This window comes from Enterococcus sp. DIV0240d (genome assembly GCF_051711245.1).
Lineage (GTDB): Bacteria > Bacillota > Bacilli > Lactobacillales > Enterococcaceae > Enterococcus_D > Enterococcus_D casseliflavus.
On the sequence record NZ_JBIOMG010000001.1, the window covers coordinates 2,276,539 to 2,302,515 of the forward strand.

Annotated in this window: 23 protein-coding genes; 7 read left to right on the plus strand and 16 right to left on the minus strand. The window is 43.2% G+C overall.

Features of this window, described 5'->3' with window-relative positions; translation table 11 throughout:
* Nucleotides 1–3 precede the first annotated feature (3 nt).
* From IGJ25_RS10775 to IGJ25_RS10815, 9 genes are all read right to left on the minus strand, one after another.
* Nucleotides 4–1,497, minus strand: a complete 1,494-nt coding sequence (locus IGJ25_RS10775; RefSeq protein ID WP_438779316.1) for an extracellular solute-binding protein — start codon at nucleotides 1,495–1,497, stop codon at nucleotides 4–6.
* Between the two features lie 3 nt (nucleotides 1,498–1,500).
* Entirely contained in the window at nucleotides 1,501–3,093 is a 1,593-nt protein-coding gene (locus IGJ25_RS10780) for a glycoside hydrolase family 43 protein (RefSeq protein ID WP_142973245.1), read from the minus strand.
* On the minus strand, nucleotides 3,090–3,536 hold the full coding sequence (locus IGJ25_RS10785) for a DUF4064 domain-containing protein (RefSeq protein WP_225001079.1): 447 nt from the start codon (nucleotides 3,534–3,536) through the stop codon (nucleotides 3,090–3,092). The genes IGJ25_RS10780 and IGJ25_RS10785 overlap by 4 nt, the downstream gene beginning before the upstream one ends.
* The gene (locus tag IGJ25_RS10790) at nucleotides 3,533–4,450 is read right to left on the minus strand and encodes a pectinesterase family protein (RefSeq protein ID WP_225001078.1); all 918 of its coding nucleotides are present in this window, start codon (nucleotides 4,448–4,450) and stop codon (nucleotides 3,533–3,535) included. The genes IGJ25_RS10785 and IGJ25_RS10790 overlap by 4 nt, the downstream gene beginning before the upstream one ends.
* Complete coding sequence (locus tag IGJ25_RS10795) at nucleotides 4,411–5,301, minus strand: dienelactone hydrolase family protein (RefSeq protein WP_438779317.1); 891 nt, start codon at nucleotides 5,299–5,301, stop codon at nucleotides 4,411–4,413. Before IGJ25_RS10795 ends, IGJ25_RS10790 begins: the two co-directional genes overlap by 40 nt.
* Nucleotides 5,298–6,614: a glycoside hydrolase family 28 protein gene (locus IGJ25_RS10800; protein ID WP_249850238.1), complete on the minus strand. Its 1,317-nt coding sequence runs from the start codon at nucleotides 6,612–6,614 to the stop codon at nucleotides 5,298–5,300. The genes IGJ25_RS10795 and IGJ25_RS10800 overlap by 4 nt, the downstream gene beginning before the upstream one ends.
* The gene (locus IGJ25_RS10805; protein ID WP_225001076.1) at nucleotides 6,611–7,732 is read right to left on the minus strand and encodes a glycoside hydrolase family 88/105 protein; all 1,122 of its coding nucleotides are present in this window, start codon (nucleotides 7,730–7,732) and stop codon (nucleotides 6,611–6,613) included. Before IGJ25_RS10805 ends, IGJ25_RS10800 begins: the two co-directional genes overlap by 4 nt.
* 165 nt (nucleotides 7,733–7,897) lie before the next feature.
* Nucleotides 7,898–8,575 (minus strand): YesL family protein, encoded by a 678-nt coding sequence (locus IGJ25_RS10810; protein ID WP_118215161.1) that lies wholly within the window; start codon nucleotides 8,573–8,575, stop codon nucleotides 7,898–7,900.
* A 15-nt stretch (nucleotides 8,576–8,590) separates the two neighbouring features.
* The gene (locus IGJ25_RS10815; RefSeq protein ID WP_005229934.1) at nucleotides 8,591–9,559 is read right to left on the minus strand and encodes an ABC transporter permease; all 969 of its coding nucleotides are present in this window, start codon (nucleotides 9,557–9,559) and stop codon (nucleotides 8,591–8,593) included.
* 259 nt (nucleotides 9,560–9,818) lie between these two features.
* Between IGJ25_RS10815 and IGJ25_RS10820 the strand changes: the two genes are divergently transcribed.
* Nucleotides 9,819–10,706, plus strand: coding sequence for a carbohydrate ABC transporter permease (locus IGJ25_RS10820; RefSeq protein ID WP_015509917.1), 888 nt, complete (start codon nucleotides 9,819–9,821; stop codon nucleotides 10,704–10,706).
* Between the two features lie 60 nt (nucleotides 10,707–10,766).
* Here the strand turns inward: IGJ25_RS10820 and IGJ25_RS10825 are convergent, their stop codons facing one another.
* A complete protein-coding gene (locus IGJ25_RS10825; RefSeq protein ID WP_438779318.1) occupies nucleotides 10,767–12,980 on the minus strand; it encodes an AraC family transcriptional regulator in 2,214 nt (737 codons plus the stop codon).
* Between the two features lie 162 nt (nucleotides 12,981–13,142).
* On the opposite strand from IGJ25_RS10825, the gene IGJ25_RS10830 reads away from it, so the two are divergent.
* From IGJ25_RS10830 to IGJ25_RS10850, 5 genes are all read left to right on the plus strand, one after another.
* Nucleotides 13,143–14,123 carry a LacI family DNA-binding transcriptional regulator gene (locus tag IGJ25_RS10830; protein WP_225001074.1) on the plus strand — a complete coding sequence of 327 codons (981 nt, stop codon included), beginning with the start codon at nucleotides 13,143–13,145 and terminating at the stop codon, nucleotides 14,121–14,123.
* Between the two features lie 71 nt (nucleotides 14,124–14,194).
* Nucleotides 14,195–15,598, plus strand: a complete 1,404-nt coding sequence (locus tag IGJ25_RS10835) for a tagaturonate reductase (protein WP_225001073.1) — start codon at nucleotides 14,195–14,197, stop codon at nucleotides 15,596–15,598.
* A gap of 12 nt (nucleotides 15,599–15,610) precedes the next feature.
* Nucleotides 15,611–17,122 (plus strand): UxaA family hydrolase, encoded by a 1,512-nt coding sequence (locus IGJ25_RS10840; protein WP_016610984.1) that lies wholly within the window; start codon nucleotides 15,611–15,613, stop codon nucleotides 17,120–17,122.
* Between the two features lie 20 nt (nucleotides 17,123–17,142).
* Nucleotides 17,143–18,531, plus strand: coding sequence for a glucuronate isomerase (gene uxaC / locus IGJ25_RS10845; RefSeq protein ID WP_086295511.1), 1,389 nt, complete (start codon nucleotides 17,143–17,145; stop codon nucleotides 18,529–18,531).
* Between the two features lie 10 nt (nucleotides 18,532–18,541).
* Nucleotides 18,542–19,213: a rhamnogalacturonan acetylesterase gene (locus tag IGJ25_RS10850; RefSeq protein WP_060792117.1), complete on the plus strand. Its 672-nt coding sequence runs from the start codon at nucleotides 18,542–18,544 to the stop codon at nucleotides 19,211–19,213.
* 245 nt (nucleotides 19,214–19,458) lie between these two features.
* Here the strand turns inward: IGJ25_RS10850 and IGJ25_RS10855 are convergent, their stop codons facing one another.
* From IGJ25_RS10855 to IGJ25_RS10875, 5 genes are all read right to left on the minus strand, one after another.
* Nucleotides 19,459–20,265 (minus strand): gluconate 5-dehydrogenase, encoded by an 807-nt coding sequence (locus tag IGJ25_RS10855; protein WP_005229917.1) that lies wholly within the window; start codon nucleotides 20,263–20,265, stop codon nucleotides 19,459–19,461.
* A gap of 22 nt (nucleotides 20,266–20,287) precedes the next feature.
* Nucleotides 20,288–21,130: a 5-dehydro-4-deoxy-D-glucuronate isomerase gene (kduI, locus tag IGJ25_RS10860; protein WP_005229915.1), complete on the minus strand. Its 843-nt coding sequence runs from the start codon at nucleotides 21,128–21,130 to the stop codon at nucleotides 20,288–20,290.
* A 12-nt stretch (nucleotides 21,131–21,142) separates the two neighbouring features.
* On the minus strand, nucleotides 21,143–22,141 hold the full coding sequence (locus IGJ25_RS10865) for a sugar kinase (RefSeq protein ID WP_225001072.1): 999 nt from the start codon (nucleotides 22,139–22,141) through the stop codon (nucleotides 21,143–21,145).
* A gap of 1 nt (nucleotide 22,142) precedes the next feature.
* Nucleotides 22,143–22,790: a bifunctional 4-hydroxy-2-oxoglutarate aldolase/2-dehydro-3-deoxy-phosphogluconate aldolase gene (locus IGJ25_RS10870; RefSeq protein WP_005229908.1), complete on the minus strand. Its 648-nt coding sequence runs from the start codon at nucleotides 22,788–22,790 to the stop codon at nucleotides 22,143–22,145.
* A gap of 110 nt (nucleotides 22,791–22,900) precedes the next feature.
* On the minus strand, nucleotides 22,901–23,653 hold the full coding sequence (locus IGJ25_RS10875) for an IclR family transcriptional regulator (protein ID WP_026008086.1): 753 nt from the start codon (nucleotides 23,651–23,653) through the stop codon (nucleotides 22,901–22,903).
* A gap of 151 nt (nucleotides 23,654–23,804) precedes the next feature.
* Between IGJ25_RS10875 and IGJ25_RS10880 the strand changes: the two genes are divergently transcribed.
* A complete protein-coding gene (locus IGJ25_RS10880; protein WP_074932736.1) occupies nucleotides 23,805–24,545 on the plus strand; it encodes a MurR/RpiR family transcriptional regulator in 741 nt (246 codons plus the stop codon).
* 18 nt (nucleotides 24,546–24,563) lie between these two features.
* Here IGJ25_RS10880 and IGJ25_RS10885 read toward each other — a convergent pair whose 3' ends face one another.
* A complete protein-coding gene (locus IGJ25_RS10885) occupies nucleotides 24,564–25,937 on the minus strand; it encodes a gluconokinase (protein ID WP_225001071.1) in 1,374 nt (457 codons plus the stop codon).
* Nucleotides 25,938–25,977 lie beyond the last annotated feature (40 nt).

Here is a 25,977-nt window from a genome sequence, read left to right on the forward strand (position 1 = left end):
CCTTTATTGTTGTGAACGATAGTCTTCCGTGAACTCGTCAATGATTTGCTGTCCACCATTTCTTAAGAAGGTTTTGATCGCTGTATCAAACCCATCGATCTCGATTTCCCCAGTCATATATTGGTAGTAAGCGTCTGAGATTCCTTCAATCAAGCTTGACCATGAACGATCATAGGTTTCAGAGGTCAGCGATTGTGCAGGATTGATCACCGCAAACTCTTCATTTTCGCGAATCTTTTCATTGGCTAAGTTGACATATGGGTTGCTTGAAGGGAAAACTGTTACTAATTCGGATGGACGAGACGAAGAAAATGGTTGTACTTCTTGTTGCCACTTCGTATCATCTAAACGGACATAGACACCCTCATCATCAATTTCATAATGGACCCCTTCGATCCCTTGCGTCATCAACGTAAACGGCTCTTCGTCCATCAAATCATTGATAAATTTCAAAACAACACGTAAGTCTTCTTCGGTTTCAACATTGTTTTTCGGAATGGCTAACCAGCCGCCCATTCCACCATTGGTATCAGAAAGGATACGACGTTCCACGTTTTCATGGACGATATCATTGATCAAGACCCATTCCATATGCTCTTCATCAGTACCAGCTGCATCATCAATGTAGTTACGTACTTCTTGCAAACCACTCAACACGATCCCACCACGACCTTGAACGATATAGTTCTTCTGATCATTTTTCGCCATTACCGCAAAATCAGAATTCATCCAGCCGTTATCATAGATATTACGGAACCATTCCATTGCTTCTTTGTATTCTGGTTGCATAAAGGATGGCATCACTTCATCATCATCCGTGATCGTAAACCAATTGTCTGCACCAAAGTAACCTGAAAGCGAACGGAACCCAACGTTAAAGGACTCATCACGCTCTACGAAACCAACCGTATCATCCGCACCGTTTCCATCTGGATCATCTTCCGTAAAGGCTTGGGCGACAGCAGCTAATTCTTCTAATGTCGATGGCACGTCCAAGCCTAAATTATCCAACCAATCTTTTCTGACAAGGACGCCATAACGAGCGATCGGTTTTAAAAACGGAACACCATAGATTCGACCATCAATTCGAGAAGACTCTAACCGATCTTCGGAAATTTCTGCCAAATTCGGGAACTCTTCTAAATAGGGTTCCACATCCCAGAACATTCCAGATGCGAGTGAGCTGCGGACGGTTGTGTTATTGATTTCTGTCAGACTAACGATATCTGCTAAAGAATTCGACGCCAATGCTGCATTCAAGCGTTCTGTTTTTGAAGCATCTGGCACCCACGTAAAGTCGATCTCGACCCCTGTGTATTCTTCTAACTTTTGCGTGACATCTCCAGATGGTGGGGAAGCAGTATGTAGCATCGCCATCCACGAAATACTTGATTTCCCTTCGCTTTCTGGTCCTTCAGGTGAACCTCCACCATCGCCGCAGCCTGCTAAAAACAGTCCAGCACATAATAATAAACTTGCAACTTTCAACTTTTTCATTTGTTAACCTTCTTTCTCTATTTTTAGGGAGCCATCATCGAGCGGATCTTTCCCTTGATACGTAAAATATTCAAAATCGGCATAGCTTTTGCCAAAGTGATCTAAATCATGGGCACTGATTCCAATGAAATTCCCCGTAAAACCACCAGACAAGAACTGGATGTTTTGCTTTTTAAAGGGATGCCACGTTTGTGATTGCCGATAGAACCATTGGGCTTCTAGATAAGAACCGACTACTTTCAATCCAATCGGCTCACTTGCAGCAGCGAGGGGCAATTTATCTGGGAACAAGTGAAATTCTCCTTCACAACACCGCAGCAACCGAAGGACCTTGTCTTCTTTTTCATCATAGGTTACGTAGAAAAACAAATAGTTTTCTTCATTTAAGAAAAGCGACAATCCAGCCATCTGATTGAACGATTGGGGGTGGTATTCCATCACTGTTTCAGCTTCAAAACAAAAGTCTTGTTGACGAATCGCCAATAAGTGCTTATGAAAGTTCGATTGCATCGATTCTCCGCCGATCAATCGCAAATACCCTGGTCGCTCACTCAGATTGCACCACTCTTCATTGGGCAGCAATCGTCTACCGTTCCATGCTTTTTGCAACGATCCTTTAAAGTCATCAATAAAAACAGCAGGTGATGCCCTTTGCTTCTGAGCGTCGCTAGCGAGCCTGATGGTTTGATCTGGGATCGTATCGTTATTGCTAAGACGCAGCCATCCTTCGTGATCCCAATAGACAGTTTGGAGTGCTGTCTCTCGTCCAAGGATCGCTGCCCCTTCTACTGGCCGAGTCATCAAATAGCTCATGACCCATTCTCCTGATGGCGCAATCGTCAAACTGCCATGACCTGTACATTGAAAAGGGGAATCTTCGCGCTGATAGGCACGCATCATGGGAAAATGCGGATCTACTTCATAAGGTCCAGTGATGGTTTTACTACGACAAACTGTTACCGCATGACCTGCACCCGTTCCTCCTTCTGCCGTCAGTAAGTAATAACACTCATTGTGGTAATAAAGATGCGGTGCTTCAGTCTTCGCCAGCTGGGTTCCAGAAAAAATTGGCACTCTGTCACCGATCAAGCACCCTTGTGCTTCAGAGTATTCTTGGAGCACGATCCCCACCGATTTATTTGGTGTATCCTTACGATAATCCCAAAGCGCATTCAATAACCAGATACGCCCCTCTTGATCATGAAACAAGGACGGATCAAAGCCACTACCATTTAAGTAAATGGGCTCACACCATGGCCCATGAATCGTAGGAGCCGTGATGAGATAGTTTCGACAGTCTTTGAAGGGGCGTGTCGTGTTGCGAACATTTGTATAGACACAATAGTATTGTCCGTTTGCGTAGCTGATTTGCGGTGCCCAAATGCTGCAATTTGCTGCGTTGCCTAATAAATCCACTTGATTGGTCAGAATATCTGTTTCATGGGACCAATTGACTAGATCTTGAGAACAGTAGACCCGAATTCCTGGCAACCACTCAAAGGAAGAAACCGCTAAATAATAAGTATCCTCGACTTTTAAAATACTCGGATCAGGATGAAACCCTCTTAAAATCGGATTATTGATTATTGCCTTCATGCAACCCCTCCTTGTTTGCTGACTGCGTCCGCTGTTTTTTTCTTGTGTCCGTCATCGCGATGGAGAAAACAAAAACCCGCCGCTAAAAAGAAACAAAAGGCAATCGGAAAAGCGATCATTTGACTACCAATCAATGTCACGACACCAGTCAAAAAATAAATAGCACAAGATTGCTTTCGATAATTACGATAGCGAACAAGCATCGTCGCCACTGAAACCAATATCAGGAGTGCCAACAGCGTGAAGCCAAACCAAGCGCCGAGTGTTTGAAATTGCGCCAATGCTGCTTCTTCCGTCATTTGATTCAGTATAGTGGGAAACGCACGTTGAAAGACCTCTTCGAACTGCTGGACAGTCATTTGATTGATCGCCAAGGAAAAGCCGCCCATAAACACCAGAGCGAGAACCATCCCGATCCAGCCAGACCATTTTGCCTTGCTCATTTTTCTATCACTCCTTCAAGAGTCACCCATTCAGGACGTTGGGGACTTCTTTGGTAACAACACATTCGCTCCGTGAATGTGACCGTTTGGTGGCTTGCTGTTTTTCCCCAATCAGACCATCCGCAAGGGGCGAGCTGTTGATCAAAGCAGCAGGATAAAAAGGTGACTTTGGCGTCATTACGCCAAGGACGGCCTAAATAATAGGCTTTGTCCCCTGTCACTCGGCACCGATCGAAGGTTAACCCGCTTGCTTGTTTGCTAGTTGAGACAGCAGTAACGTAGTTCGTTTGTGGTGTATTTTTACAATGCAAGCGACACTCTTCAAAGGTGGCGGAACCACCGCCAAAAATAAAATCGACTGTTCCACTGATCCTGCAATGCAAAAACAAACTCTGTTGTTGGTCAAAGATTGTCTTTCGCCAAGGACTGATCATTGGTTCGCCTTCTTTGGTATATTTTGGCAATGGACCCAGGCACAAGGTATCTTGAAAAGCATCGAGATGACAGCGTTCGAAGCGAATGTCATCCCCTTCGATATAGACGGCAACTGCTTGCCCGACTGCTTGCCCATACCCTGCGTCATTGATGATGGTCAGGTTTTTTACAAAGACTTCTCGGCTATTGATAAAGAGCGTCGCTGTTTGAAACGTTCCTCTTTTTTGCCCTTTTTCATCGGTTTGCTCGGCAGCCAAGTGGTAGCATAAGAACGTGTTAGGTTCCGCGATCAACGTAAGCTGGTTTTTATAAATTTTCACCTGTTCTTGATACACGCCAGAGGCGATCGTGATTTCACAAGGTGCTTTTAAGGCTTCAGCAGCCAGCACGGCTGCTTGGATACTCGTAAAATCACCCTTTTGCGGCTCTTTACTAACCTTTAGCTTGATAGGAGGTGCTGTTTTAAAAATTCGATCCACTGCGCTCTCATCTCCTTGGTTTCTTCATGACCGCCTGGCAAGCAACACGCCTGCCAATGCTCCTTATAGCCTATTGCTTCATAATGCTGTCCGAGCTGCTGATCCAAACGAGCGACGCCGCTTGAGGGGCAGCCACGATCCTCTTTGCCAACCAAACTCAAACGCGGGCGTGGTGCGATCTGTTTTTGGATCGCCACAGTCGTAAAGTCTTTCAACACATTAGGAACATAATAGTAAAACCCATGTTTGCTTAGACGGTCCTCTTCGATCAATGATTGATAGTCCACTTGTGCTGCCATGTCCACCACCACTGATATCCGTTCATCTAGCGCTGCCAACCACCAGCTCATCAAGCCGCCCATAGAAAGTCCCAATGTGGCGATAGCGGAATGTTTCACTTCTTTGCGGGAAGCAAGATAGGTCAAAAACTGTTGATTGTCATAGATTCGTTGTCCCCATAATGTTTTGCCTTGCAACAGAAACCGCTTGTAGCTATCATTCTCACCGTTTTTTCGTTCGCCAAAGCCCCACATGTCGATCACCCCAACGGCGACGCCCAACTTCATAAATGTCGCGAATAGGCTTTCTTTTTGCATATAACACGGACTTTGTCGTAGTTCTTCTTTCCCCATCGTGAAGTCGCCGCCATGAGAATGATTGAACAAAACGAGTGGAACAGGTTGCTGAGAGCTAGGATAAGCAAAGTATGCAGGGACATCCTCTTCTTGATTTAATCGTAGAAGTAAATGTTCCAAGGTATAATTTTGCACTTGCTCTTTTGTTTGCTGAACCACTTGTGGTGCAACTTTCATATCAGGACCTAGCAGCTGTAGTAACTGAGGATCCCTCACAAAAAATCTCCTTGAAATGCCAGAGGCTGACGATTCTCAAATGATTGTGTGACGGTGATTTCCCGACTATTCTCGATATGGAACGCTTCAGTTACGCCTTCCAAATTGATACGATCAAACTGAATATTCCGTCCACAGCCAATATAAAAGCCTTGTTTTGTCATCTCTTCGATACCTGTCATCATTGCAGGCTTTCCTGGAATTGGGTGTTCAGCCATAGAGACAGCAATATCTTGGAAAGTGATATCTGAAATAAATTGTTCAGCCAAGCCATAAACAAACCCAGCGGCCGCATGAACATTCCGAGCCGAGATATTTGCAAAATGTATTCTCCGAAAATGAGGGGTTTCCTCGGTGATCGGGTACGGATTTTTATCCCAAACATACTTTTCTTTGCCTTTCGGTCCACAGAAATAGTAAAGATTTAAAGTGAATGGACAGATAACATTATCCATCACAATGTTATTCACTCGAATATCTTCGATCGTTCCGCCACGTCCCCGACGGGATTTCAACCGAATCCCACGATCAGTATCTTGAAAAATACAGTTACTGATGGTGACATTACGAATATCGCCGCTCATCTCACTACCTAGAACGACTGCCCCATGCCCATGAAGCATATGGCAATTTACGATCGTGATATTCTCACAAGCGACCCGTTCTTTGGTGTCCTCCGTTCCTGATTTGATGGCGATACAATCATCGCCAACATCGATATGACAGTTACTGATGCGGACATTTTTACAAGATTCAGGATCGATCCCATCCGTATTTGGCGAATCCGCTGGATTTTTGATGCGAAGATTATCGATCGTTAGATCTTGGCAAAGAATCGGATTGACGGTCCAACTTGGTGAATCGACAAGACGGATATCTTTCAACGTAATTTGCTGGCAAGAGTCAAAACTGATTAATTTTGGTCGTGGATAAGCAAGCTGTTCACGGTTTTCCCGAAAGGTCTTCCACCATCTTTGCCCTTGTCCATCAAGCATTCCTAGTCCTGTGACAGCGATATTTTCCGCATTCTCGGCATATAAACAAGAGGCATAAACTTCCCGTTTGACCCCTTCCCAGCGAGACACAACGACGGGATAGTCTTTGGGATCATCAGAAAATACTAGGGTCGCCCCCAATAGTAGGTGCAGTTCAACATTACTTTTTAAAAAGAGCGCTCCTGTCGGATAGCGTCCTGCGGAAAAAGTGATTCTGCCTCCTCCTTGTTGATGCAATTCATCAATTTTTTCTTGAATCGCTTCTGTCAACAGACCTTCTTTTTCTTGTAAATCAGCTGTAGTCAATTGGATATTCATTTCTTGCTTCCTTCCTCCATTAGTGGTTGCAGCAGTAAACTCGCTTGTAAAAAGGCACCGTATCCTTTGAAATCATTTGTGATAACGGGTTCACTGATATAGTAAACAAACGTACCATCCCGATCATCTGGGCCACCAAGACCAGCAACTTCACAGTTTCTGATCAGATTCAACCAGCCTTCTTTTGTTAAAAAGACAAACTCATCAAGCAATCCTTGATAGGTCTCTTGGGCAAACACTTGCCATTTTTGATCGATGATCCCTGCTTTGACTGCTTTCGCTGTTGCGTAACAAATCATTGAAGAAGCGGATGCTTCTAAATAATTCCCACGCTCACTGCCTTTATCTAAGACTTGATACCACACTTTTTTCTGGGGATCTCTTACTTTAGCAAGAGCTTCTAGACAGGAGACAAACATTTTTTCTAATGGATTCTTCTGCTCTGATTCCCCTAATAGCACCATCGTATCTGCGAGAGCCATCATGAACCATCCCATTGATCGTCCCCAGAAATTTTTTGAACAACCGGTCTCAGGATCTGCCCACGGCTGGACTTTTTGTTCATCCCACGCGTGATACAAAAGACCCGTTTTTGGATCTAGGGTATGAGTAAAGCTTAAGGTGAATTGCTTGATTACATCTTCCAATACTTCTTCTTTCTCAAATGTCAGTGCGTATTCTGTTAGAAATGGGGCCCCCATATATAAGCCATCTAACCACATTTGATAAGGATAGATTTTTTTATGCCAGAACCCGCCTTCGCTTGTTCTTGGCATCTGCTGTAATTGTTGATACAACGTGTCCAAGGCGATCTTGTATTTTGAAGCACCTGTTTCTTTGTATAGTAAGAATAAACATTTGCCATTATTGATGTAATCGATATTCATCGCATCCATCTGATAGTTTTTGATACAACCGTCTTCGTCAATATAAAAATCCATCGTGTTTTGGATATAGTCGAAATAGCGTTTGTCACCAGTTTGCTCATAGGCTTCTTTCACGCCTTGTAAAACGACCCCGATGTCATAGGACCATTTTCCGTGATAAATTTTTTCTTTGCATAAGTAGTCATAGCGCTCAAATAATGTGTTCAAAGCAATTTCCGAATAGTTCTTCATGTACGATACTTCCTTTTATTGTAGTCTCCTCAATTCATAGAGCTATTTGAATGAATCCGTTTTACCGGCTGTATTTCATGAGGGTTCAGCTTGTCTTGCTATTTTCAGGTGTTCTCTAGTGACCTTTTTGTTTGCGGACCAGTAAAAGTCTTTGAGCCGTTTTCTTTAGATAATGACCTCATCTCCTTTGCTGGCAACGGTTTGCTCCGTAGTCGATGCCGTTTTTGAAACCACCTGATCTGTTTCAATTGGGTGGATATCTTGAAGAATTTTTTTACCAGCAATGGCAAAAACACCACCAACTAAGCTGCTACCCATCAAAAAGAGGCCGATCAAGAAATAACTGCCCAGGACTAAATAGCCAACGATCAAAATCGTCCAACTTATGATCGAATAATGCAGATAGCCTAAACCTAACAACGCACTCCCCCGCAGGATCTCAAACACGGTCACAAAGTTGGTGGCTGCCATGACGGTATACACGTGCATGAATAAAAAGAGAAACGCAATCAAAAAGAGGACATTCGCTACTTGGATAAACCATGGAAATGGCGCAAATATGTTGGTGATCACGATCGCTGCAATGATCAGAAACAACCAACTGATCAGCACCGATTGTCGGAACCGTTCTTTACTATAGTAGAAAAAACTTTTGATCAAAGGTGGTCGTTCATGAAGACGAAGCCAGCGATCATAATATTTCATCATGGCATACGACGCAGGGCCAATGCCAAAGAGGACCCCTCCCAGGAGAGTCACACTGAGCCAAAGAAAGTGAAGTGCGATCAGCGTCAAAAATGCGAGTAATCCTTCGTTGATTTTCGTGATCTTTTCGATCGTCATGTGATCCCTTCTTTCTTAATAAATCCCGTCTTCGCCAATTTTTTTCGCCAAACGATTCGCAAAGATAACGAGGATCAAGCCAACAAGTCCTTTAAACAGCCCAACAGCTGTCGAGTAACTCAATTGACCATTTTGAATCCCGGCGGTATAGACAAAGGTATCAAAGATTTGGGCAACTTCACGGTTCATTGAGTTCATCAACAAGAACATATGCTCAAAGCCCATATCTAAGATCGAACCGATCTTTAAAATCAATAAGGTTACGATCGTTGGACGAATACAAGGCAATGTGATATGCCACATTTTTCGTAGCTTGCCAGCCCCATCCATATCCGCAGCTTCATAAAGCTGTTCATCAACATTGGTAATAGCGGCTAGATAGACGATCGTCCCCCAACCGGCACCTTTCCAAAGATCTTGGAAAATGTACATTGGACGCAACCACGTGCGGCTTGTTAGAAACGGGATACGTTCGCCACCAAGACTTTCGATCATGTTATTGATTACACCACCTTCTGTCGTTAATAAAACATAGAAGATGGAAACAACGATGACCCACGACATAAAATGAGGCAAATAAATGATGGTTTGAATCCCTTTTTTCAAACGGCGATTGTTTACTTCATTTAGCATAAGTGCCAATAATATAGGAAAAGGGAAAGAAATCGTGATATTTAAGAAAAACATGATCAGTGTATTGCGCATCAACATCACGAAGGTATCTTCAGTAAAGAGCCGAATAAAATGAGTGAAGCCAACAAAGGGGCTTCCTAGGATCCCCAAGAATGGTTGGTAGTCTTGAAAAGCGATGACCAAACCGCCCATCGGTATGTAACGGAAAATAAGAAAATATAAAATCCCCGGCAATACCATAATATAGAGGGCACGATTTTTTCTGATTTGCGCCCATTTTTTCTTTTTCAGCCGCAGCCGCTGTTCTTCTTCATTAAGTGGTGAGAAGTAATTATCAACTTTTGTTTCCATACTTGTTCCTCCGAATTTTTTTGATTTGATAGTCCCATGGTAGCGTGAAAAAAAGATAACGTATATAATCATTTTCTCAGCTTTGAAAAGGCATACATTTTTTAGGATTATTTCTCAATCGAATTGGAAAACCCTTGATTTATCAACGTTTATCACTATTGTGAATTTTTTAACATGTAAAAGTGATTATATACGTTGTCCCCGCCTCATGATACGTTGGAAGTACCTATTTAAGTAAAAAAAGATGGAGGTTTTTTCTATGCAACAAACCCTGAAAAAAACGAACCGCCCGAAAAGTGAACGGGTCGTTCAAGGATTTATTATTGGCTTTCTACTACTCTTCACCTTAACGTGTCTCTTACCTTTTCTAAACATTCTCGGAAGCTCCTTTGCTTCTTCTTCTGAGATCGCGACACGAACATTTATCATTATCCCACGTGAATTTAGCTTAAATGCTTACCGGTATATTCTCTCGACACCCACGATCTTTACGAGTATTGGTGTTTCCCTTTTCGTGACCATCGTCGGAACGGTTCTTTCAATGATCTTGACCTCTTTTATGGCCTATGCTCTTTCGAGAAAATATTTGCATGGACGCGGCATCTTCAACTTTATTGTCGTATTTACCATGTTGTTTAGCGGTGGGATGATCCCAAGTTTTATTTTGGTACAAAGCCTCGGCTTGATCGATTCTCTCTGGGCATTGATCTTACCGAGCGCCATCAGTGCATATAATATGATCATTATGAGAAACTTTTTCCAAGGGATTCCTGATAGTTTAGAGGAATCCGCAAAAATGGATGGTTGCTCTGATTGGGGCGTCTTTTTCCGTATCATCTTACCCCTTTCCTTACCATCGATTGCGACGATCTCTTTGTTCTACGCTGTTAGTTATTGGAATACTTATCAATCAGCGATCTTGTACATCAATGATTCAGCGAAATGGCCGATCCAAGTGCTCCTTCGACAAATCGTGATCGTCTCCAGCGGGATGAACGCTGATGCCGCTAGTGTCGATGTTGTCCCCCCAGCACAATCCGTAAAAATGGCCGTGATCGTCGTTGCGACTCTGCCAATGTTGATCGCCTATCCATTTGTCCAGAAGTATTTCGTGAAAGGTGCAATGGTTGGTTCCGTCAAAGGGTAACCAACAGGCAGCAAAGAAAAAAGCGCTTTTGATCAACGATCAAAAAGCGCTTTTTTTCTTTTAGTCTCTGGATCGTTTGCGATACTCTCCAGGGGTCATCTGTTCTTTCTTTTTGAAAAAGCGGATGAAGTTTTGAGAGTTGGTATATTGAAGGTTGGCTGCGATTTCCTTGATCGTCATATCCGTTTCCCGCAACCATTTTTTGGCGATTTGTAACCGATAGTTTTGTAAGTAATCGGCAAAATTGATGGATAATTCCTTTTTAAACACATTACTTAAGTAATTGGCATTATAATGCAGCTGTTCAGCAATGCTATCTAAAGAGAGATCTTGATTGTATTGTTGGTGTACGATCAAGACCATCTTTTCAGACAAGGAGCGAATTTCTAGATCTGTTTTGGCTTGTGTCGTTTCAACGATAGGTAAAACTAACTCATGATAGATGATTTGCTCAACTTTGAACAAACTGGTTTGGTTGAGCACGGATTGATAAACTTTACGACTATTCTGCAAGCTGGTATGATCCGCTCCTAAGAGTTGCCCTAGCTGAACGATACTGTTGATCAACTTAAACAAGGCACTTTCAATCGTCAACGGATTTTTGTTTTCATGAATGATTTCCCGTACGACTTCCGTGTAACTCGCTTTGATGGTCGCTAGTTCCCCACTACGCATCGCATCCAAAAAGGTGCTTTCTGCTTCTCTAGGGTATTGAACGATCGCATTATTGTCTAATTGTGCTGCAATGTCGTCAAAAAAGATAATGACTTCTTCCCCTAAATTCATTCGATAGTGCAAGGCTTCTTTGGCGTTATCAACCGCTAATTTGGTTTCTACGAGGCGGTCGTAGGATTGTGAGACCCCACAACTTATTTTGATTTTCAAGTAATCTTTTGCCGCTTGATGGATCTTTTGACAATAGGTCAATACTTGTTTTTGGTCAACTGATTCAGGAAGCTTTAAAATCGTTCCTTGGGTTTCTTGACTGGAGATGATTGGTTGAAAACGCAAATTTTCTGGAATGATCTCAGAAACGAGATTCTCGATGGCAAGCAAGAAAATATCAATAGTCGCTGTTTCTCGTCCACACAAATCATCGATTTGAATCAGTAATACGGCAAAGTGTTCTGTTTTGGATACTTCATACCCAAATTGTGACAGTTTTAAGTGAATATCTTCTTCTGAGATACAGCCGCGAAACAAGTTTAATAGAAACAAGGATTCTAATTCGGGCTTTTGATGCTCGACTTTGACGGCGAGATCGTGGTTTTGATGTAAGACCTGGTCGATATCGGAAATCAACTGATTGACTTCTAATTTCTGACCTTGTTTTTTGGGCTTTAAAAGCTCACCGATCCGATTGATGGGTGAGGTAGCCACGATCGCAATGCGATAGGATACTAATAAAAAGAGGATGATCAAAAGACTGCCAATCACGATCAAACCGCTTCTTAATTCACGGATTGCTTGTGAAACGCTAGCAGGCGCCAGGCGGATCACATGATACCACTGATTGTAATCCGATTGTGTGACCACATACTTATTGTTTTCTTTGTCAGTGAAGATGCCATCGCCGTGGGCAGCTGCAATCATTGTTTCTTGTAAGGCAGAATCGATCACTTCACCATTATCGAAAAGCAGTTGTCCGTCTGCATGAAAAATATTCAAAAAGGAATCGTCATGATCTGCCACCAACTGCGCAATGGTATGGTCTTGGATTTCAGCGATCCCCAAAGCAGTGGTTTCCTGTCGAAACACAGGCAGCGTCATCACCATTTTTAAATAGCCATCTTCTGGCAACCAATACAAGTAGCGTTGGTTGTCGATCAACGCTTGAAAAGCAGCGAATTCAGTATCATCGATCTGTTTTAAGGAGCCTTCTTCGATTTTCCAATGCTGGTTCAAATTCACCAATTGGTAACTGGCGTTTTCGATCCCCATCACACCAATGTAAGCCAGTTGTGAATTGATCTCTCGTACTTGTCGATAATTCGTCACAGAAAACGGCTGTTCCATCGTATCGGAAAAGCTTTGTGTGCTACTGTATGTAGAAAAGGCATACTCCACCATCTGAATTTTTTGATCCAGATTTTCTTTGACTTGGTTGACCAAATTATGTTGACTTTGCAAAAATGTTTCTTGAATGTTTTGATACGTTCGATGATAAATGACCCCACTAAACCCAATGATTAAAGCGCTACCAATTAGAAAAATCAAAATAAATATTTTATAAAACAAGTTGGACGTTTGATGATAGCTTAAAAAGAATTTCATAGACTCCCTCCCATTACCTAACTATCTTCTTTTATACTAGCACATCCCAGAAAAAGTTCCTATGTTATTTTGAAAAATGTTTCACGTGTGCATCCTTGGTGTATTGACATTCTCGTGGGAACAAGCTATGCTTGAATCAAGCAAAAAGGAAGAAGGTTTTCTATGGTCACGATCAAAGATATCGCCAAAGTCGCTGGTGTTTCACATACAACTGTTTCTCGTGCGCTAAACGATAGCCCATTAATTAAGCCAGAAACAAAAAAGAAGATCGCAGCCATCGCTGAATCTTTACACTATGTGCCCAATGTCAATGCCAAAAGTCTGGTGAATCAAAAATCCTATATCATTGGTCTTTATTTTTCTCATCTATCCATTGGTACTTCCGATAGCTTTTTAGTCGAAGTGATCAAAGGAATCAGTGATACCCTACCATCCGAATATACTTTGGCGGTTCATGAATTATTGCAATCCGATACATTTGATGAAGAGCCGAATCGCCTAGATGGAGCGATCGTGATGAGTCAAAGCGATCGTGATGACGGCTTTATCGCTGCTCTTTCAAAGAAAAACATTCCCATCGTCGTTTTGAATCGTCAATTACAGGATGCAACCTTGATGAATGTCACTAGTAATGATGCCCAAGGGGTCTATCAAATGATCACCTATGTGCTTGAACAAGGCTTTCGAAAGATCGCCATGATCGAAGGGATCGCTTCCTTTGGTTCCGCTAGAGAGCGCCGCAAAGGATTTATGAAAGCGATTCAAGAAAAGCAGCTTGTCTGCCCGAAAGAATACTTCGTAGCTGGCGACTACTCGTTGGAAAGCGGTCAGCTGGGTGCCCAGCAACTACTCGCTTTACCTGAACCACCTGAAGTGATTTTTTGCGCCAATGATGACATGGCGATCGGTGCGATCAATGCCTGTCTTCAAGCAGGACGAAAGATCCCTGAGGAGATCGGTATCATCGGTTTTGATGATAGTTCTTTTTCTCCCTATACGTATCCCCCATTAACAACGATCCGCAAACCAGTCTATGAAATGAGTCAATTGGCAGCAACCCTGCTGTTGCAAGCATTTGCCAATCAAGTAGTTGAGAAACAACATTTCTTTGATACCTCGTTAATCATTCGTCAATCGTTGTAAGCCTCTTGTTTTCAAGAGCGCTTACGCAAAAAATGTTAACGTGTGCATAACTATTTTTTAAGGAGGATTCTATGAAAAAAATTACCGAACAACCCCATCAAACCTATCCAGCCCGAGTGATTCAATTCGGGGAAGGCAATTTTATGCGGGGCTTTTTTAACTGGCAGCTGCAGCAAATGAACAAGAACGGTCTTTTTAACGGCAGTGCCGTTGTGGTACAGCCGATTGATCACGGCTTGAAAGAGCTGTTGGTACAACAAGAAAATCTCTACACCGTTATCTTAGAAGGACTTGTCGATGGCGCTTTATCTCAAACATTTGAAGTCGTCTCCACCATTGATCAAGTGCTGAATCCTTATCAGCAATGGGAAGACTATCTTGCTTTAGCCGAAGACGAGCAACTTGAGATTATCGTTTCTAATACGACGGAAGCAGGTATTGCGTTTCACCCAGAGGATACCTTACACGATACCCCTCCCCAAAGTTTTCCCGCAAAACTGACCGCTCTTTTGTATCGTCGTTTTCAATTACGAAAAAAGGGATTTTTGATCATTCCTTGTGAATTGATCGATCGGAATGGGGAAAAACTAAAAGAGATCGTCTTACAATATGCCGCATTATGGTCTTTGGAATCAGACTTCGTCAACTGGTTAGAAAAAGAAAACACCTTCTGCTGCAGCTTAGTCGATCGGATCGTTCCAGGATATCCTCGCGACAAAGTGGCACAATACCAAGAGGTTCTTGGCTATGAGGATGCCGTAATGGTCACTGCGGAACCCTTTATGCTATGGGTGATCGAAGGAAACGGCGTAGCCGAAAAGCTCCCTTTGCAAGAAGCTGGGTTGAATGTGATCGTGACAGAAGATATGACTCCTTACCGTGAACAAAAAGTACATTTATTAAATGGTCCTCATACGGCGATGGTTCCCCTCGCTCTTTTAGCGGGTTTAAAAACCGTTGAAGAAGTAATGAACGACCGTGAATTTGCAGCCTTTTTGGATGGTCTTTTTCAGGAAGAGTTGATTCCAATGCTTGATTTGCCTAAAGCACAGCTTGCAGATTATGCGGACCAAATCAAAGAGCGCTTCAGAAATCCTTATGTGAAGCATCAGCTGCAATCGATCGCTTTAAACAGCGTCTCAAAATTCCGTGCGCGTCTTCAACCAGTCTTAAGTCGTTATGTCCAACAAAACCAGCAGGTACCAAAACGAATCACTGCCGCACTGGCAGGATTGCTGACTTTCTATCTCACACGACCCTTTCAAGATGATGAGCTAGTGACAACCATATTTCAGCAAGTGAAACAATTACCAGCAGAAGAACAGATCGCAGCTCTATTAAAAAATGAGCAACTTTGGCATGCAGACCTGAGCTTTATTACAGAGACAATCAATGAAATGTGCGCATGTCTAAAACAAGACGGACCCCGCCAGTTACTTGCGTCGATTGACACCCCTGAGCCAAGTTTGAAATAAAGGAGAATCTTTATGTCCAGCACATTAACAGAAACACCCGCGCAACTATTGAAATTGCACCCTAAAGACAATGTCGCAGTCGCATTAAAACCACTAGCTGCTAAAACGACCCTTGCATTTGAAGGCAAAACGATCACCCTTTTTGAGGATATTCCACAAGGACACAAAATCGCCCTCAAAGACCTAGCACAATCACAAGACGTGATCAAATATGGCTATCCCATTGGACATCTCTTAGCTGACGTGAAAACTGGCCAATGGTTGCATACCCACAATGTCAAAACCAACCTTTCTGGTACCTTAACATACACCTATGCTCCCGATTTGCATCCCGTCCGTTATCCAAAAAGGGCTGCGACGTTCCAAGGGTACCGTAGGGCAAACGGCAAAGTTGGAATTCGTAATGATTTACTGATCGTGCCAACAGTTGGTTGTATCAATGGCATCGCAGAGATTATTGTTGAAAACTTCAAGAAGAATCATCCGGATCTTGGCACTTTTGATCATATTACGATCCTTAAACATCCCTACGGCTGCTCTCAGTTAGGCCAAGATCATCAAAATACCCGTCAAATTTTAATTGATGCGGTGCATCATCCAAATGCCGGTGGCGTCTTGGTCTTTGGCTTAGGTTGTGAGAACAACACCGTTCCCGAGTTTAAGAAAAACCTGGGTGACTACGATCCAAAGCGCGTCAAATTTATGGTGGCACAGGAAAGCGACGATGAAATTGCGGTCGGCGAAAGCTTATTAGAAGAATTACTGGAAGCAGCAAAAGAGGATCAACGAGAAGCCGTTCCCTTGAGTGAGCTAAAGATCGGGTTGAAATGTGGGGGTTCCGACGGGTTTTCTGGGATCACCGCCAACCCTTTGTTGGGGGCATTTTCTGACTTTTTAGTTTCTCAAGGTGGCAGTACAGTCTTGACGGAAGTACCCGAAATGTTTGGCGCTGAACAAGTCTTGATGGCGCGTGCACAAGATGAAGCAACCTTTGAAAAAATTCTCCATCTAATCAACGACTTTAAAGATTATTTCCTTGCATACGGTGAACCGGTCTATGAAAATCCTTCTCCTGGCAATAAGGCAGGCGGCATCACTACGCTAGAAGATAAGTCATTAGGCTGTACCCAAAAATCTGGGACTTCCGCTGTCGTCGATGTCTTAAAATATGGGGAAAAACTCCGTAAGCCAGGCTTGAGCCTGCTGGAAGGTCCAGGAAACGACCTTGTTGCCGCTTCTGCACTGGCTTCTGCCGATTGCCAACTCGTCTTATTTACCACTGGTCGCGGCACGCCATTTGGTGCCTATGTGCCGACCATGAAAGTTGCCACAAATCAAGAGATTTATCATAAGAAACCCCACTGGATGGATTTCAACGCTGGTCGCTTGTTGGAAGAGCCGATGGAGGTCGTGCTGGAAGATTTTATTCAAGCGATCATCGATACTGCCAGTGGAAAACCGACGCGTAATGAAGCCAACAACGTTCGTGAGATCGCCATCTTTAAAAATGGCGTGACACTATAATCAAAGAAAAGAGGTCCGACATGTTTTTAAATGAAAACTATTTATTGCCAAATGAAATTGCTCAAACACTATACCATGACTATGCCAAAGAGCTGCCGATTATTGATTACCACTGCCACCTAGACCCGAAAGAAATCTATGAGGATCGGCCGTTTAAAACTATCACCGAGGCATGGCTAAGTGGTGATCATTACAAATGGCGATTGATGCGCGCTTGTGGCGTACCCGAAGAAGCGATTACGGGCAATGCCAGTGATTATGAAAAATTTTTGGCATGGTGTCAAACAGTGCCAAAATTGGTGGGAAATCCCCTTTACAGTTGGACCCATTTAGAATTAAAGCGATTTTTTGAGATTGATCTTCCCGTTACTGAAGAAAACGCCGAAACTTTGTGGAGGCTATGCAACGAAAAATTGCAGCAAAAAGACTTTACCCGAAGAGCTTTGATTGCTCGCAGTAACGTCGAGATCGTTTGCACCACAGATGATCCAGTCGATGATCTTCACTATCATCACCAATTAAGCCAAACAGAACAACGTTTTCGGGTCTTGCCGACCTTTCGACCTGACAAAGCGTTACAAATCGACCATCCGAATTTTCTTACCTATGTTACCAAACTCGAAAAGAGTGTCGAAAACGCGATCACTACCTACGATGCTTTCTTGAGAGCCTTGCGGGACCGTGTAACCTACTTTCACCAGCATCACTGCCGCTTGTCTGACCATGCACTGGATACTTTAGTGTATGCTGCAGACGAACAGTTATCCCTTGAAGCAATTTTTGCCAAAGCATTAGCTGGAGAATCTTTGGAGGAAAACGAAGTCTCGTTCTTCAAAACCAATGTTCTAGTTGAACTGATGAAGCTGTATCACGAACATGGTTGGACGATGCAACTGCATGTCCATGCGTACCGTAACTGCAATCAACGAATGTTTGAGCGCTTGGGACCAGATACGGGCTACGATGGCATCAATGATCAACCACTGACTCAAAGCTTGCAGAAATTATTGAACGCTGCTGATGCGCAGGACCATTTGCCTCAAACGATTCTCTACTCCTTAAATCCCAATGACTATGATGCACTCGTCGCTTTGATGGGGTGCTTCCAGCAAGAAGGCAATAATAAATTGCAGTTAGGATCTGGCTGGTGGTATAACGACACCCGCGCAGGCATGCGTCACCAATTGACGAAATTCGCAGACGGCAGTGTGATCTTTAACTTTGTCGGCATGCTGACGGATTCAAGAAGCTTTTTGTCTTACACCCGTCATGAATATTTCCGACGCGTCTTTTGTGAATGGCTTGCTGAGATCGTTGTACGTGGTGAAGCACCTGCTGATCTTCGTCAGCTAAAACCATTAGTAGAAAATGTCTGTTATCAAAACGCCAACAACTACTTCAAATTTTAGGAGAAAGACAATGGAAAAAATCGTCATCGTCGGTGATTCCACCGCATCGATCAAAGAGCCTAGCGCTCGTCCAGAAACGGGCTGGGGTGAAAAGATCTCACGCTATCTCCCCCAGCATCAAATCGTCAACTTAGCAAAAAATGGGCGTTCCTCCAAAAGCTTCATTGAAGAAGGACGCTTGTTGCAGGCAAAAAAAGAACTATATGCTGGTGATTATCTCTTGATTCAATTTGGACACAACGATCAAAAAACAGATAGTCGTGGTACGACACCTGTAGAATATCAGCATAATTTAGCAACCTTCGTGCAAACGGCACGCCAGCAGCAAGCGACACCGATCCTATTGACCTCGATCACTCGTTTGCATTACGTGGACCAACAGCAACTTGATCCTTTGGCAGTCGGTCCTTACCCAGAAGCAATGCGTGCTTTGGCTACCTCCTTGGATGTGGTCTGTCTGGATCTTTTTGTCGCAACACAACGGTTCTTTTCAGCACTGGAACCACAACAGGCGAAAACCTATTTTCTTCATTTAGAAAAAAACCAGCACCCCAATTATCCAGCCGGCATTACGGATAACACGCATTTGAATGACCAAGGTGCTACAGCCGTCGCCAAATTAGTTGCCAAATGTTTGACAAATGCTCCATTACCGCTTGCACAACAAGTTTTGTTAGATTGAAACTCATTGTTCGTGTTGAACTTCCCCTAACATAAATACGCTACCTGATTTGAAAAAGAGCTACTCAAGCAAAACGCTGCGAAGAACATTTTCCTTCACAGCGTTTTGCTTTTGATTCTTTTTAAAAGATTTGTTTGCCATTCCTTTGCTTCAACCCATTTATTTTTAAAGCCCTGCATTTCTTGGGTGTTGGACCATAAAAATGGGAACGATTGCAATCGTCCCCATCCTTACTACTGATTGTTTTATTCAGGTTGTTTCCCGATATACGCCAAGATACCGCCGTCTACATATAAGACATGGCCATTGACAAAGTTGGATGCCTCAGAAGCTAAGAAAACAGTTGGTCCTGCTAAATCTTCTGGCTCACCCCAACGGGCAGCAGGTGTTTTCGCTACGATAAATTGATCAAATGGGTGACGAGAACCGTCTGGTTGGATCTCTCGTAATGGTGCGGTTTGCGGTGTTGCAATATAACCAGGTCCGATCCCATTACATTGAATGTTAGCTGAACCAAATTCAGCACAAATGTTTTTCGTCAACATTTTCAAGCCGCCTTTAGCCGCTGCGTAACCAGCCACCGTTTCTCTTCCCAATTCACTCATCATTGAGCAAATGTTGATGATTTTTCCATGTCCTTTTTTGATCATTGACGGTAAGACTGCTTTTGAAACGATAAATGGAGCGTTCAAGTCCACGTCAACGACTTGGCGGAAGTCTTCAGCAGACATCTCCAACATCGGGATTCGTTTGATGATCCCAGCATTATTGACTAAGATATCGATCACGCCAACTTCTTCTTCGATCTGCTTGACCATTTCGTTGACTGCTTTTTCATCCGTTACATCACAGACATAGCCGTGGGCTTCGATCCCTGCTTCACGATAGTTTGCTAATCCTTTATCCACTGATTCTTGATCCAAGTTGTTAAAAACGATCGTTGCTCCTGCTGCTGCTAGTGAACGAGCGATCGTAAAACCGATCCCATAGACAGCGCCTGTCACTAATGCGATCTTACCATCTAAACGAAATTGATCCATTGAAAAATCCATAATTGATAAACCCTCTTTCTTTTTATTTTAAGTCGTCCATTGCCACCATATCCATGTCGGTATAGGTGATATTTTCGCCACACATTGCCCAGATAAAGGAGTAATTACTGGTTCCAACACCCGAATGGATCGACCAGCTTGGAGAAATAACTGCCTGTTCTTCACTAACGACTAAATGCTTCGTTTCATCTGGTTTGCCCATCATATGGAACACTTTTGTGTCTTCGTTGGCAAAATCAAAATACACATATGCTTCCATCCGACGTTCATGGGTATGACTCGGCATCGTATTCCAAGCACTGCCTGGTTCTAAGATCGTGTACCCCATTTGTAATTGACAGCTTTCACAAACATTTGGGTGAATGTATTGATAAATTTTCCGTTCATTTAATGTCAAGCCCTCGCCTGTCTCCATTGGTGTGACTTGATCGATACTGATTTTTACATTTGGGTATTTCTTATGTGCTGGCACGCAAGATAGATAGAATTTCGCTGGATTTGCTGGATCATCTGAGTGGAACAAGACTTGTTTGGTTTCCTTGCCGATATAGTAACCGTCTTGTTTTTTCATTGGTTCTTTTTGGCCATCGATCGTGATCGCACCAGGTCCTCCAATATTGATGACACCTAATTCGCGACGTTCTAAGAAGTATTCCACCCCTAATTCGCTGCTTAATTGCACTTCTAACGCTTCTTCTGTCGGTGTCACTCCGCCAAAGATCATCCGATCATTGTGGGTATAGGTCAGCATGATTTGTCCTGGTGTGAAAATTTTCTCTACCAAAAATTCTCTGCGTAATTCCTCGGTACTATAGTGACGAATATCAAGTGGACTATGGGTATAGCGTGTTTCCATGTGTTGCATGCTTTATTCCTCCTATCGGATAATTTTTCCTGAACCTGTTGCAATAAATTCTTGTATCTCATTGGCGCTAAACTGATTACAGTCGCCATGGATCGTATGTTTCAAAGCAGATGCTTCAGTGGCAAAATCAATGATTTCTTGGTCTTGTTTCTTCGTGACAAGACCATGTAGGATACCAGCTGAAAAGGCATCGCCGCCGCCGACGCGATCAACGATTGGATTGATCTCATGGGTAGCAGAAACGACATAATTGCCGTTGTGCCATAGGCTTCCTGTCAATTGATTGTGACTTGCTGAGAGCACCTGACGACTAGTTGAATAAAAGAGCTGGATATTTGGGTATTTCCGATGCATTTCTTGATAATAGTAGTCATCTTCGACTTCCTCTGTTGGAGCTGATACATCCATAAAGACTTGGGCATCTAACTGTCCTGCCGAGCAATAATCGACATAGGGGAGCACTTCTTGCAAAAAGACGCGTGCTTCAGCGGTCGTCCACAGCTTTCCACGATAATTGATATCGAAACTGATTTTACAACCAGCTGCTTTCGCTTCTTTGATCAACGTCAGCAAAAGTGTCTGCCAAGTCGTTGAAAGAGCGGGCGTGATCCCTGAAAGGTGAACAATATCAACCCCATCAAAAAGGTCAGATTGCCACTCATTTTCTTTCATTTGAGCAAAGCTAGAGCCTGCGCGATCATAAACCACTCGCGCTGCTCGTTCCCCGATACCGGTTTCAATATAGTAAGTACCTAGTCGGGAACCGCCACGAAGCACGTGGCGACAATCGACGCCATAGCTTCGTAAATGATGAAAAACGGCATCTCCTAAAGCATTCTCAGGCACTTTACTAGCAAAAGAAACGCGATGACCAAAATTCGCTAAGGAGATCGCAACATTGGCTTCTCCACCGCCATAATGGGCAGCAAACATCGAACTATGGGCGATTCGGTCGCCTAACGTTGTCGATAGACGCAACATGATTTCTCCTAGTGTCAGAATGTTTGCCATCTTACTTTCCTCGAATCTCTTTTAATTTTGCCGCATATTGTTTCGCTACTTCTGTTACTTTGTCAAAATCCCCACTTGCTGCTGGCGCTAACAAATTGCCCCCTACACCAACGGCTACGACACCCGCCGCAAACCATTCTTGCATGTTGTCTAAGCTGACACCACCGGTCGGCATAATGTTTAATTGTGGCAATGGCGCTTTGAAGGCCGAGATGATACTTGGTCCATACGCACTACCCGGGAATAGTTTAATGATATCTGCGCCTGCTTTTAAGGCGTCCTTCATTTCTGAAATGGTCATGCAACCAGGCAGATACGGGATTTGATATAAATTACATAATTCAGCTGTTTCTTGATCAAAGGTTGGGCTTACCACATATTGTGCTCCTGCCATGATCGCTAAGCGAGCGGTCACTGCATCAAGAACGGTCCCCGCACCAACGACTACCTCTGGATTATCTTTGAAGGTTGCTACTAATTCAGCGATTACATCCGCCGCTTGAGGCACTGTAAAAGTCAACTCAATGCCAGTGATCCCCCCTGCAACGATCGCTTTACTTGCTTGTAGTGCTTCTTCTTTAGAAGCGCCACGTACAACAGCGATCACGCCGCTTTCTTTTAGTTTCATTAAATTCGCTACTTTTTTCATTGAGACCCTCCATTTATTTCCTATTCGGAAAATGGTATTTATTATAAAGAAACTTACACGTTTATTATACCGTTCTCGTTTTTATTTACAAGGGCTTTCCACTAAAAAGTTTATAATGCTTGTTCAATTTGTTGTTTTGTCGCAATAATCGCATCGATCAATGTCGATTTGTATTCTGGGGTCAAGCGGTATTTCGGTAGGCTGATAGAAAACGCCCCAACGATCTCCTGATCCTTTATCAGTGAGGCGCCGATGCAATAGATTTCTTGTTCCATTTCTTCATCATCAAACGCTACTTGGTTTTCTTTTGCCTGTTCCAATTCTTTCTTCAACTTCAACTGATTCGTAATGGTGTTTTCTGTATAAGCGGTTAAAGGCGTTGCTGCCAAATATTCTTCCACTTGAGGGGCATCAAACTCCGCTAAAACGGCTTTCCCCATGGCAGAGCTATACAACGGTCTTGTGATCCCTACTTTTGAAGACATGCGGATCGTTTGATTGTGGGGCTCCAATTTATTGACATAAAGAATCTCATTGGCAGTCAAGACCCCTAAGTGGATCGTTTCATCCGCCGTTTTCTGCAATGCTTCCAAGTAAGGCAAGCTGATTTCCACTAAATCAAGCTCTTGAATGTTTTGATTGGCATACTTGATCAGCTTAGACCCTAAGCGATAATTCTTCTCTTTGTCGCGTTTGACATAGCCGATCATTTGCAGCGTTTCTAATATTTTCAAAGCTGTGGATGGGGTCAGTTTCGTTGCTTCTGAAATTTCTTGCAATGGTTTACTTGGCGCTTCTGCGAGATAATCTAAAATGGTTGCTGCTTTTAGTAGTACGGTTCCATATGGTTTTTGCGTCATCATTTCTCCACCTTTATTTTCTATATAAGAAATTATAATATCTTTTTAGGAAATGCACAATCTTTTTTCCTATATATCAGCATGACGCGATTCCCATTTTACTTTCTATCGTTATTCATTGTATGATGAAGACAAGACAAAGGAGTGCCGAACAATGGACTTAAATGTATTGATCAAAGGAAAAAAATTGACTGACAATGAGCTGCAAATCCTTGATTATTTGCTGGCAAATACCGCTGCGATCGATGGATTGCCCTTAAGAGAAATCGCTAAAGCGATCTACACTTCTCCCGCAACCATCGTGCGGCTTGCGCAAAAATTAGGTTTTTCTGGCTATCTAGAGCTACTTTACTTCTTAAAGAATCGCTTGAAAAATCAGACGATCACTGAAGCCGCCATCGATTACCAAATTGACGCTGCCAGTATTGCAGATACGATCGACGCGATCAAAGAAATCTATGAACGAAACAAGGACAAGTTTATTACGATTTATGCAACAGGTTTTTCTGGGATCGTGGCAGAATACCTCCACAAAAAAATGCTTGTCAACGGCATCAAAACCTTATTAGTCAGTGCTTCTGACTCAGGTGGGATCATTAGTAACAACATCGAGAACATCAGTATGCTGATCACCATCTCTAAATCTGGCGAAACACAAAAAGTACTGGAGAAGATGACATTAGCCAATGAACATCACATACCAACTGTTTTGTTTTGCGGGAACGGTGATCATCGCGCTAATCAACTAGCGACCTTTTCCTTTGAAGTGACCGATGAACGTCCCTACGACACCCAAAACATCCAGTACACTAGCTTCTTTGGTAAGCTGCTCTTATTGATGGAATATATCGTCGACGCTTTTACCCATGTTGAAAAAGAAAACCAGCAACCCTAGTGGATTGCTGGTTTTTGCTTATGCTTGAAAATAGGTTTTTGCCAGGTCTTGATAGAGCGCTTGGTTCTGCGGATCAGGAACAAATTTTTCATCTGGCTGATCTTGCCGCACAACAGAGCTTTTGTATAAATCATACAAGCCGAATATCGGTTCGTTTTCATCGGAAAGATAACAGGTCAGCCCCAACACATCCGCGGTCATTTGACCTAAAAGTTTTGTTTGAAAGAAACCACCACTTACAGTGACTGCCCCTTCCAACTGCGCCATTTGCTTTAATAAATCGATGTTCATCAGCATGCCTTCGATGACTGCCCGCAACATGTCTGAGCGATTGTGTTTCAGGGTCAAGCCAGAAAAGCCGCCTGTGATCTCATTTGTCCAAAAAGGTGCCCGCTCCCCGTTTAAATAGGGGAAAAAACGTAAGCCGTTACTGCCGATCGGCGACTCCTCCATGACTTGAGGCAGAAAACGATAAAACGCATCAGGATCTTCTGATAAGGTCTCTTTTGCCCAAGCAAGGACACAGCCACCATTGTTTGAAGGTGCCCCTACGACATAGAGGTCATCTTGCAGATAGTAGCAAAAATTTTGTTTTTGGCGATCAAAGACGGTGGTCTCACTTACTTTACGAACCGCCGCACTGGTTCCGATCGTCAAGCTGTTGCGGATCCCTGTAGAAATATAGCCAGCATATGCTGCTAAACACCCATCGCTAGCCCCACACATCACTTCTACCTCAGGTTTCAAGCCACACCGCTGCGCCATCTCCTCGGTAATCAAAAAACGATCAGTCGGTGCACATAAAGGCGCTAACTGGGCTTTTGAAAGGGATAAATAGTTGAGAATCTTTTGACTCCATTGCTTTTCTTTCAAAGAAAAAAGACCGGTCGCTGATGCGGTACTATAATCGATCCGTGCTTGTCCGGTAAACAACGCCATTGCTAGTTCTTTTAAGCCAAACCATTTCGTCTCTTTGGAATATGAACCATTTGTTTGAAAATAAGCCAGTTTCGCAAAGGGAGACATCGCATGGATCGGTGTCCCTGTCTCTTCATAAAACGTTGCCGCCAGATCCGTTTGACGAAAGGCCGTCATCGTTTGACTCGCTTGATTGTCTGACCAAATGTAAATCTCTTCTGCTGTCTCACCATTCACTGGCATCAAACTGTGCATGGCGGTACTGAACCCGATCACTGTGATTGCCGCTTTTAATTGATCGGGAATCGTTGTGACACCACTGATCAATTGGCTACTGATCTGGGTCGCTGATTGGGTCTGTTTTAACCCGTGGCTATGGGTTTTGATTGGTAATGACTGTGAGTAAATGATTTTCCGATCTTCAATGACCCCAAATTTTATGGCTGTCGTGCCGATATCAATCCCTAAAAACATCGCATTGCTCCCTCTCATCTGATTCAATTAGCTTTATTCT

Bases quoted from the DNA above. Each gene is read 5' to 3' on its own strand.
- IGJ25_RS10850 (WP_060792117.1), top strand. From the start codon at position 18,542: ATGGAAAAAATCGTCATCGTCGGTGATTCCACCGCATCGATCAAAGAG.
- IGJ25_RS10810 (WP_118215161.1), bottom strand. From the start codon at position 8,575: ATGACGATCGAAAAGATCACGAAAATCAACGAAGGATTACTCGCATTT.
- IGJ25_RS10885 (WP_225001071.1), bottom strand. From the start codon at position 25,937: ATGTTTTTAGGGATTGATATCGGCACGACAGCCATAAAATTTGGGGTC.
- IGJ25_RS10805 (WP_225001076.1), bottom strand. From the start codon at position 7,732: ATGAAGAACTATTCGGAAATTGCTTTGAACACATTATTTGAGCGCTAT.
- IGJ25_RS10785 (WP_225001079.1), bottom strand. From the start codon at position 3,536: ATGAGCAAGGCAAAATGGTCTGGCTGGATCGGGATGGTTCTCGCTCTG.
- IGJ25_RS10870 (WP_005229908.1), bottom strand. From the start codon at position 22,790: ATGAAAAAAGTAGCGAATTTAATGAAACTAAAAGAAAGCGGCGTGATC.
- IGJ25_RS10830 (WP_225001074.1), top strand. From the start codon at position 13,143: ATGGTCACGATCAAAGATATCGCCAAAGTCGCTGGTGTTTCACATACA.
- kduI (WP_005229915.1), bottom strand. From the start codon at position 21,130: ATGCAACACATGGAAACACGCTATACCCATAGTCCACTTGATATTCGT.
- IGJ25_RS10840 (WP_016610984.1), top strand. From the start codon at position 15,611: ATGTCCAGCACATTAACAGAAACACCCGCGCAACTATTGAAATTGCAC.
- IGJ25_RS10825 (WP_438779318.1), bottom strand. From the start codon at position 12,980: ATGAAATTCTTTTTAAGCTATCATCAAACGTCCAACTTGTTTTATAAA.
- IGJ25_RS10780 (WP_142973245.1), bottom strand. From the start codon at position 3,093: ATGAAGGCAATAATCAATAATCCGATTTTAAGAGGGTTTCATCCTGAT.
- uxaC (WP_086295511.1), top strand. From the start codon at position 17,143: ATGTTTTTAAATGAAAACTATTTATTGCCAAATGAAATTGCTCAAACA.
- IGJ25_RS10855 (WP_005229917.1), bottom strand. From the start codon at position 20,265: ATGGATTTTTCAATGGATCAATTTCGTTTAGATGGTAAGATCGCATTA.
- IGJ25_RS10800 (WP_249850238.1), bottom strand. From the start codon at position 6,614: ATGAATATCCAATTGACTACAGCTGATTTACAAGAAAAAGAAGGTCTG.
- IGJ25_RS10880 (WP_074932736.1), top strand. From the start codon at position 23,805: ATGGACTTAAATGTATTGATCAAAGGAAAAAAATTGACTGACAATGAG.
- IGJ25_RS10820 (WP_015509917.1), top strand. From the start codon at position 9,819: ATGCAACAAACCCTGAAAAAAACGAACCGCCCGAAAAGTGAACGGGTC.
- IGJ25_RS10875 (WP_026008086.1), bottom strand. From the start codon at position 23,653: ATGATGACGCAAAAACCATATGGAACCGTACTACTAAAAGCAGCAACC.
- IGJ25_RS10815 (WP_005229934.1), bottom strand. From the start codon at position 9,559: ATGGAAACAAAAGTTGATAATTACTTCTCACCACTTAATGAAGAAGAA.
- IGJ25_RS10775 (WP_438779316.1), bottom strand. From the start codon at position 1,497: ATGAAAAAGTTGAAAGTTGCAAGTTTATTATTATGTGCTGGACTGTTT.
- IGJ25_RS10865 (WP_225001072.1), bottom strand. From the start codon at position 22,141: ATGGCAAACATTCTGACACTAGGAGAAATCATGTTGCGTCTATCGACA.
- IGJ25_RS10835 (WP_225001073.1), top strand. From the start codon at position 14,195: ATGAAAAAAATTACCGAACAACCCCATCAAACCTATCCAGCCCGAGTG.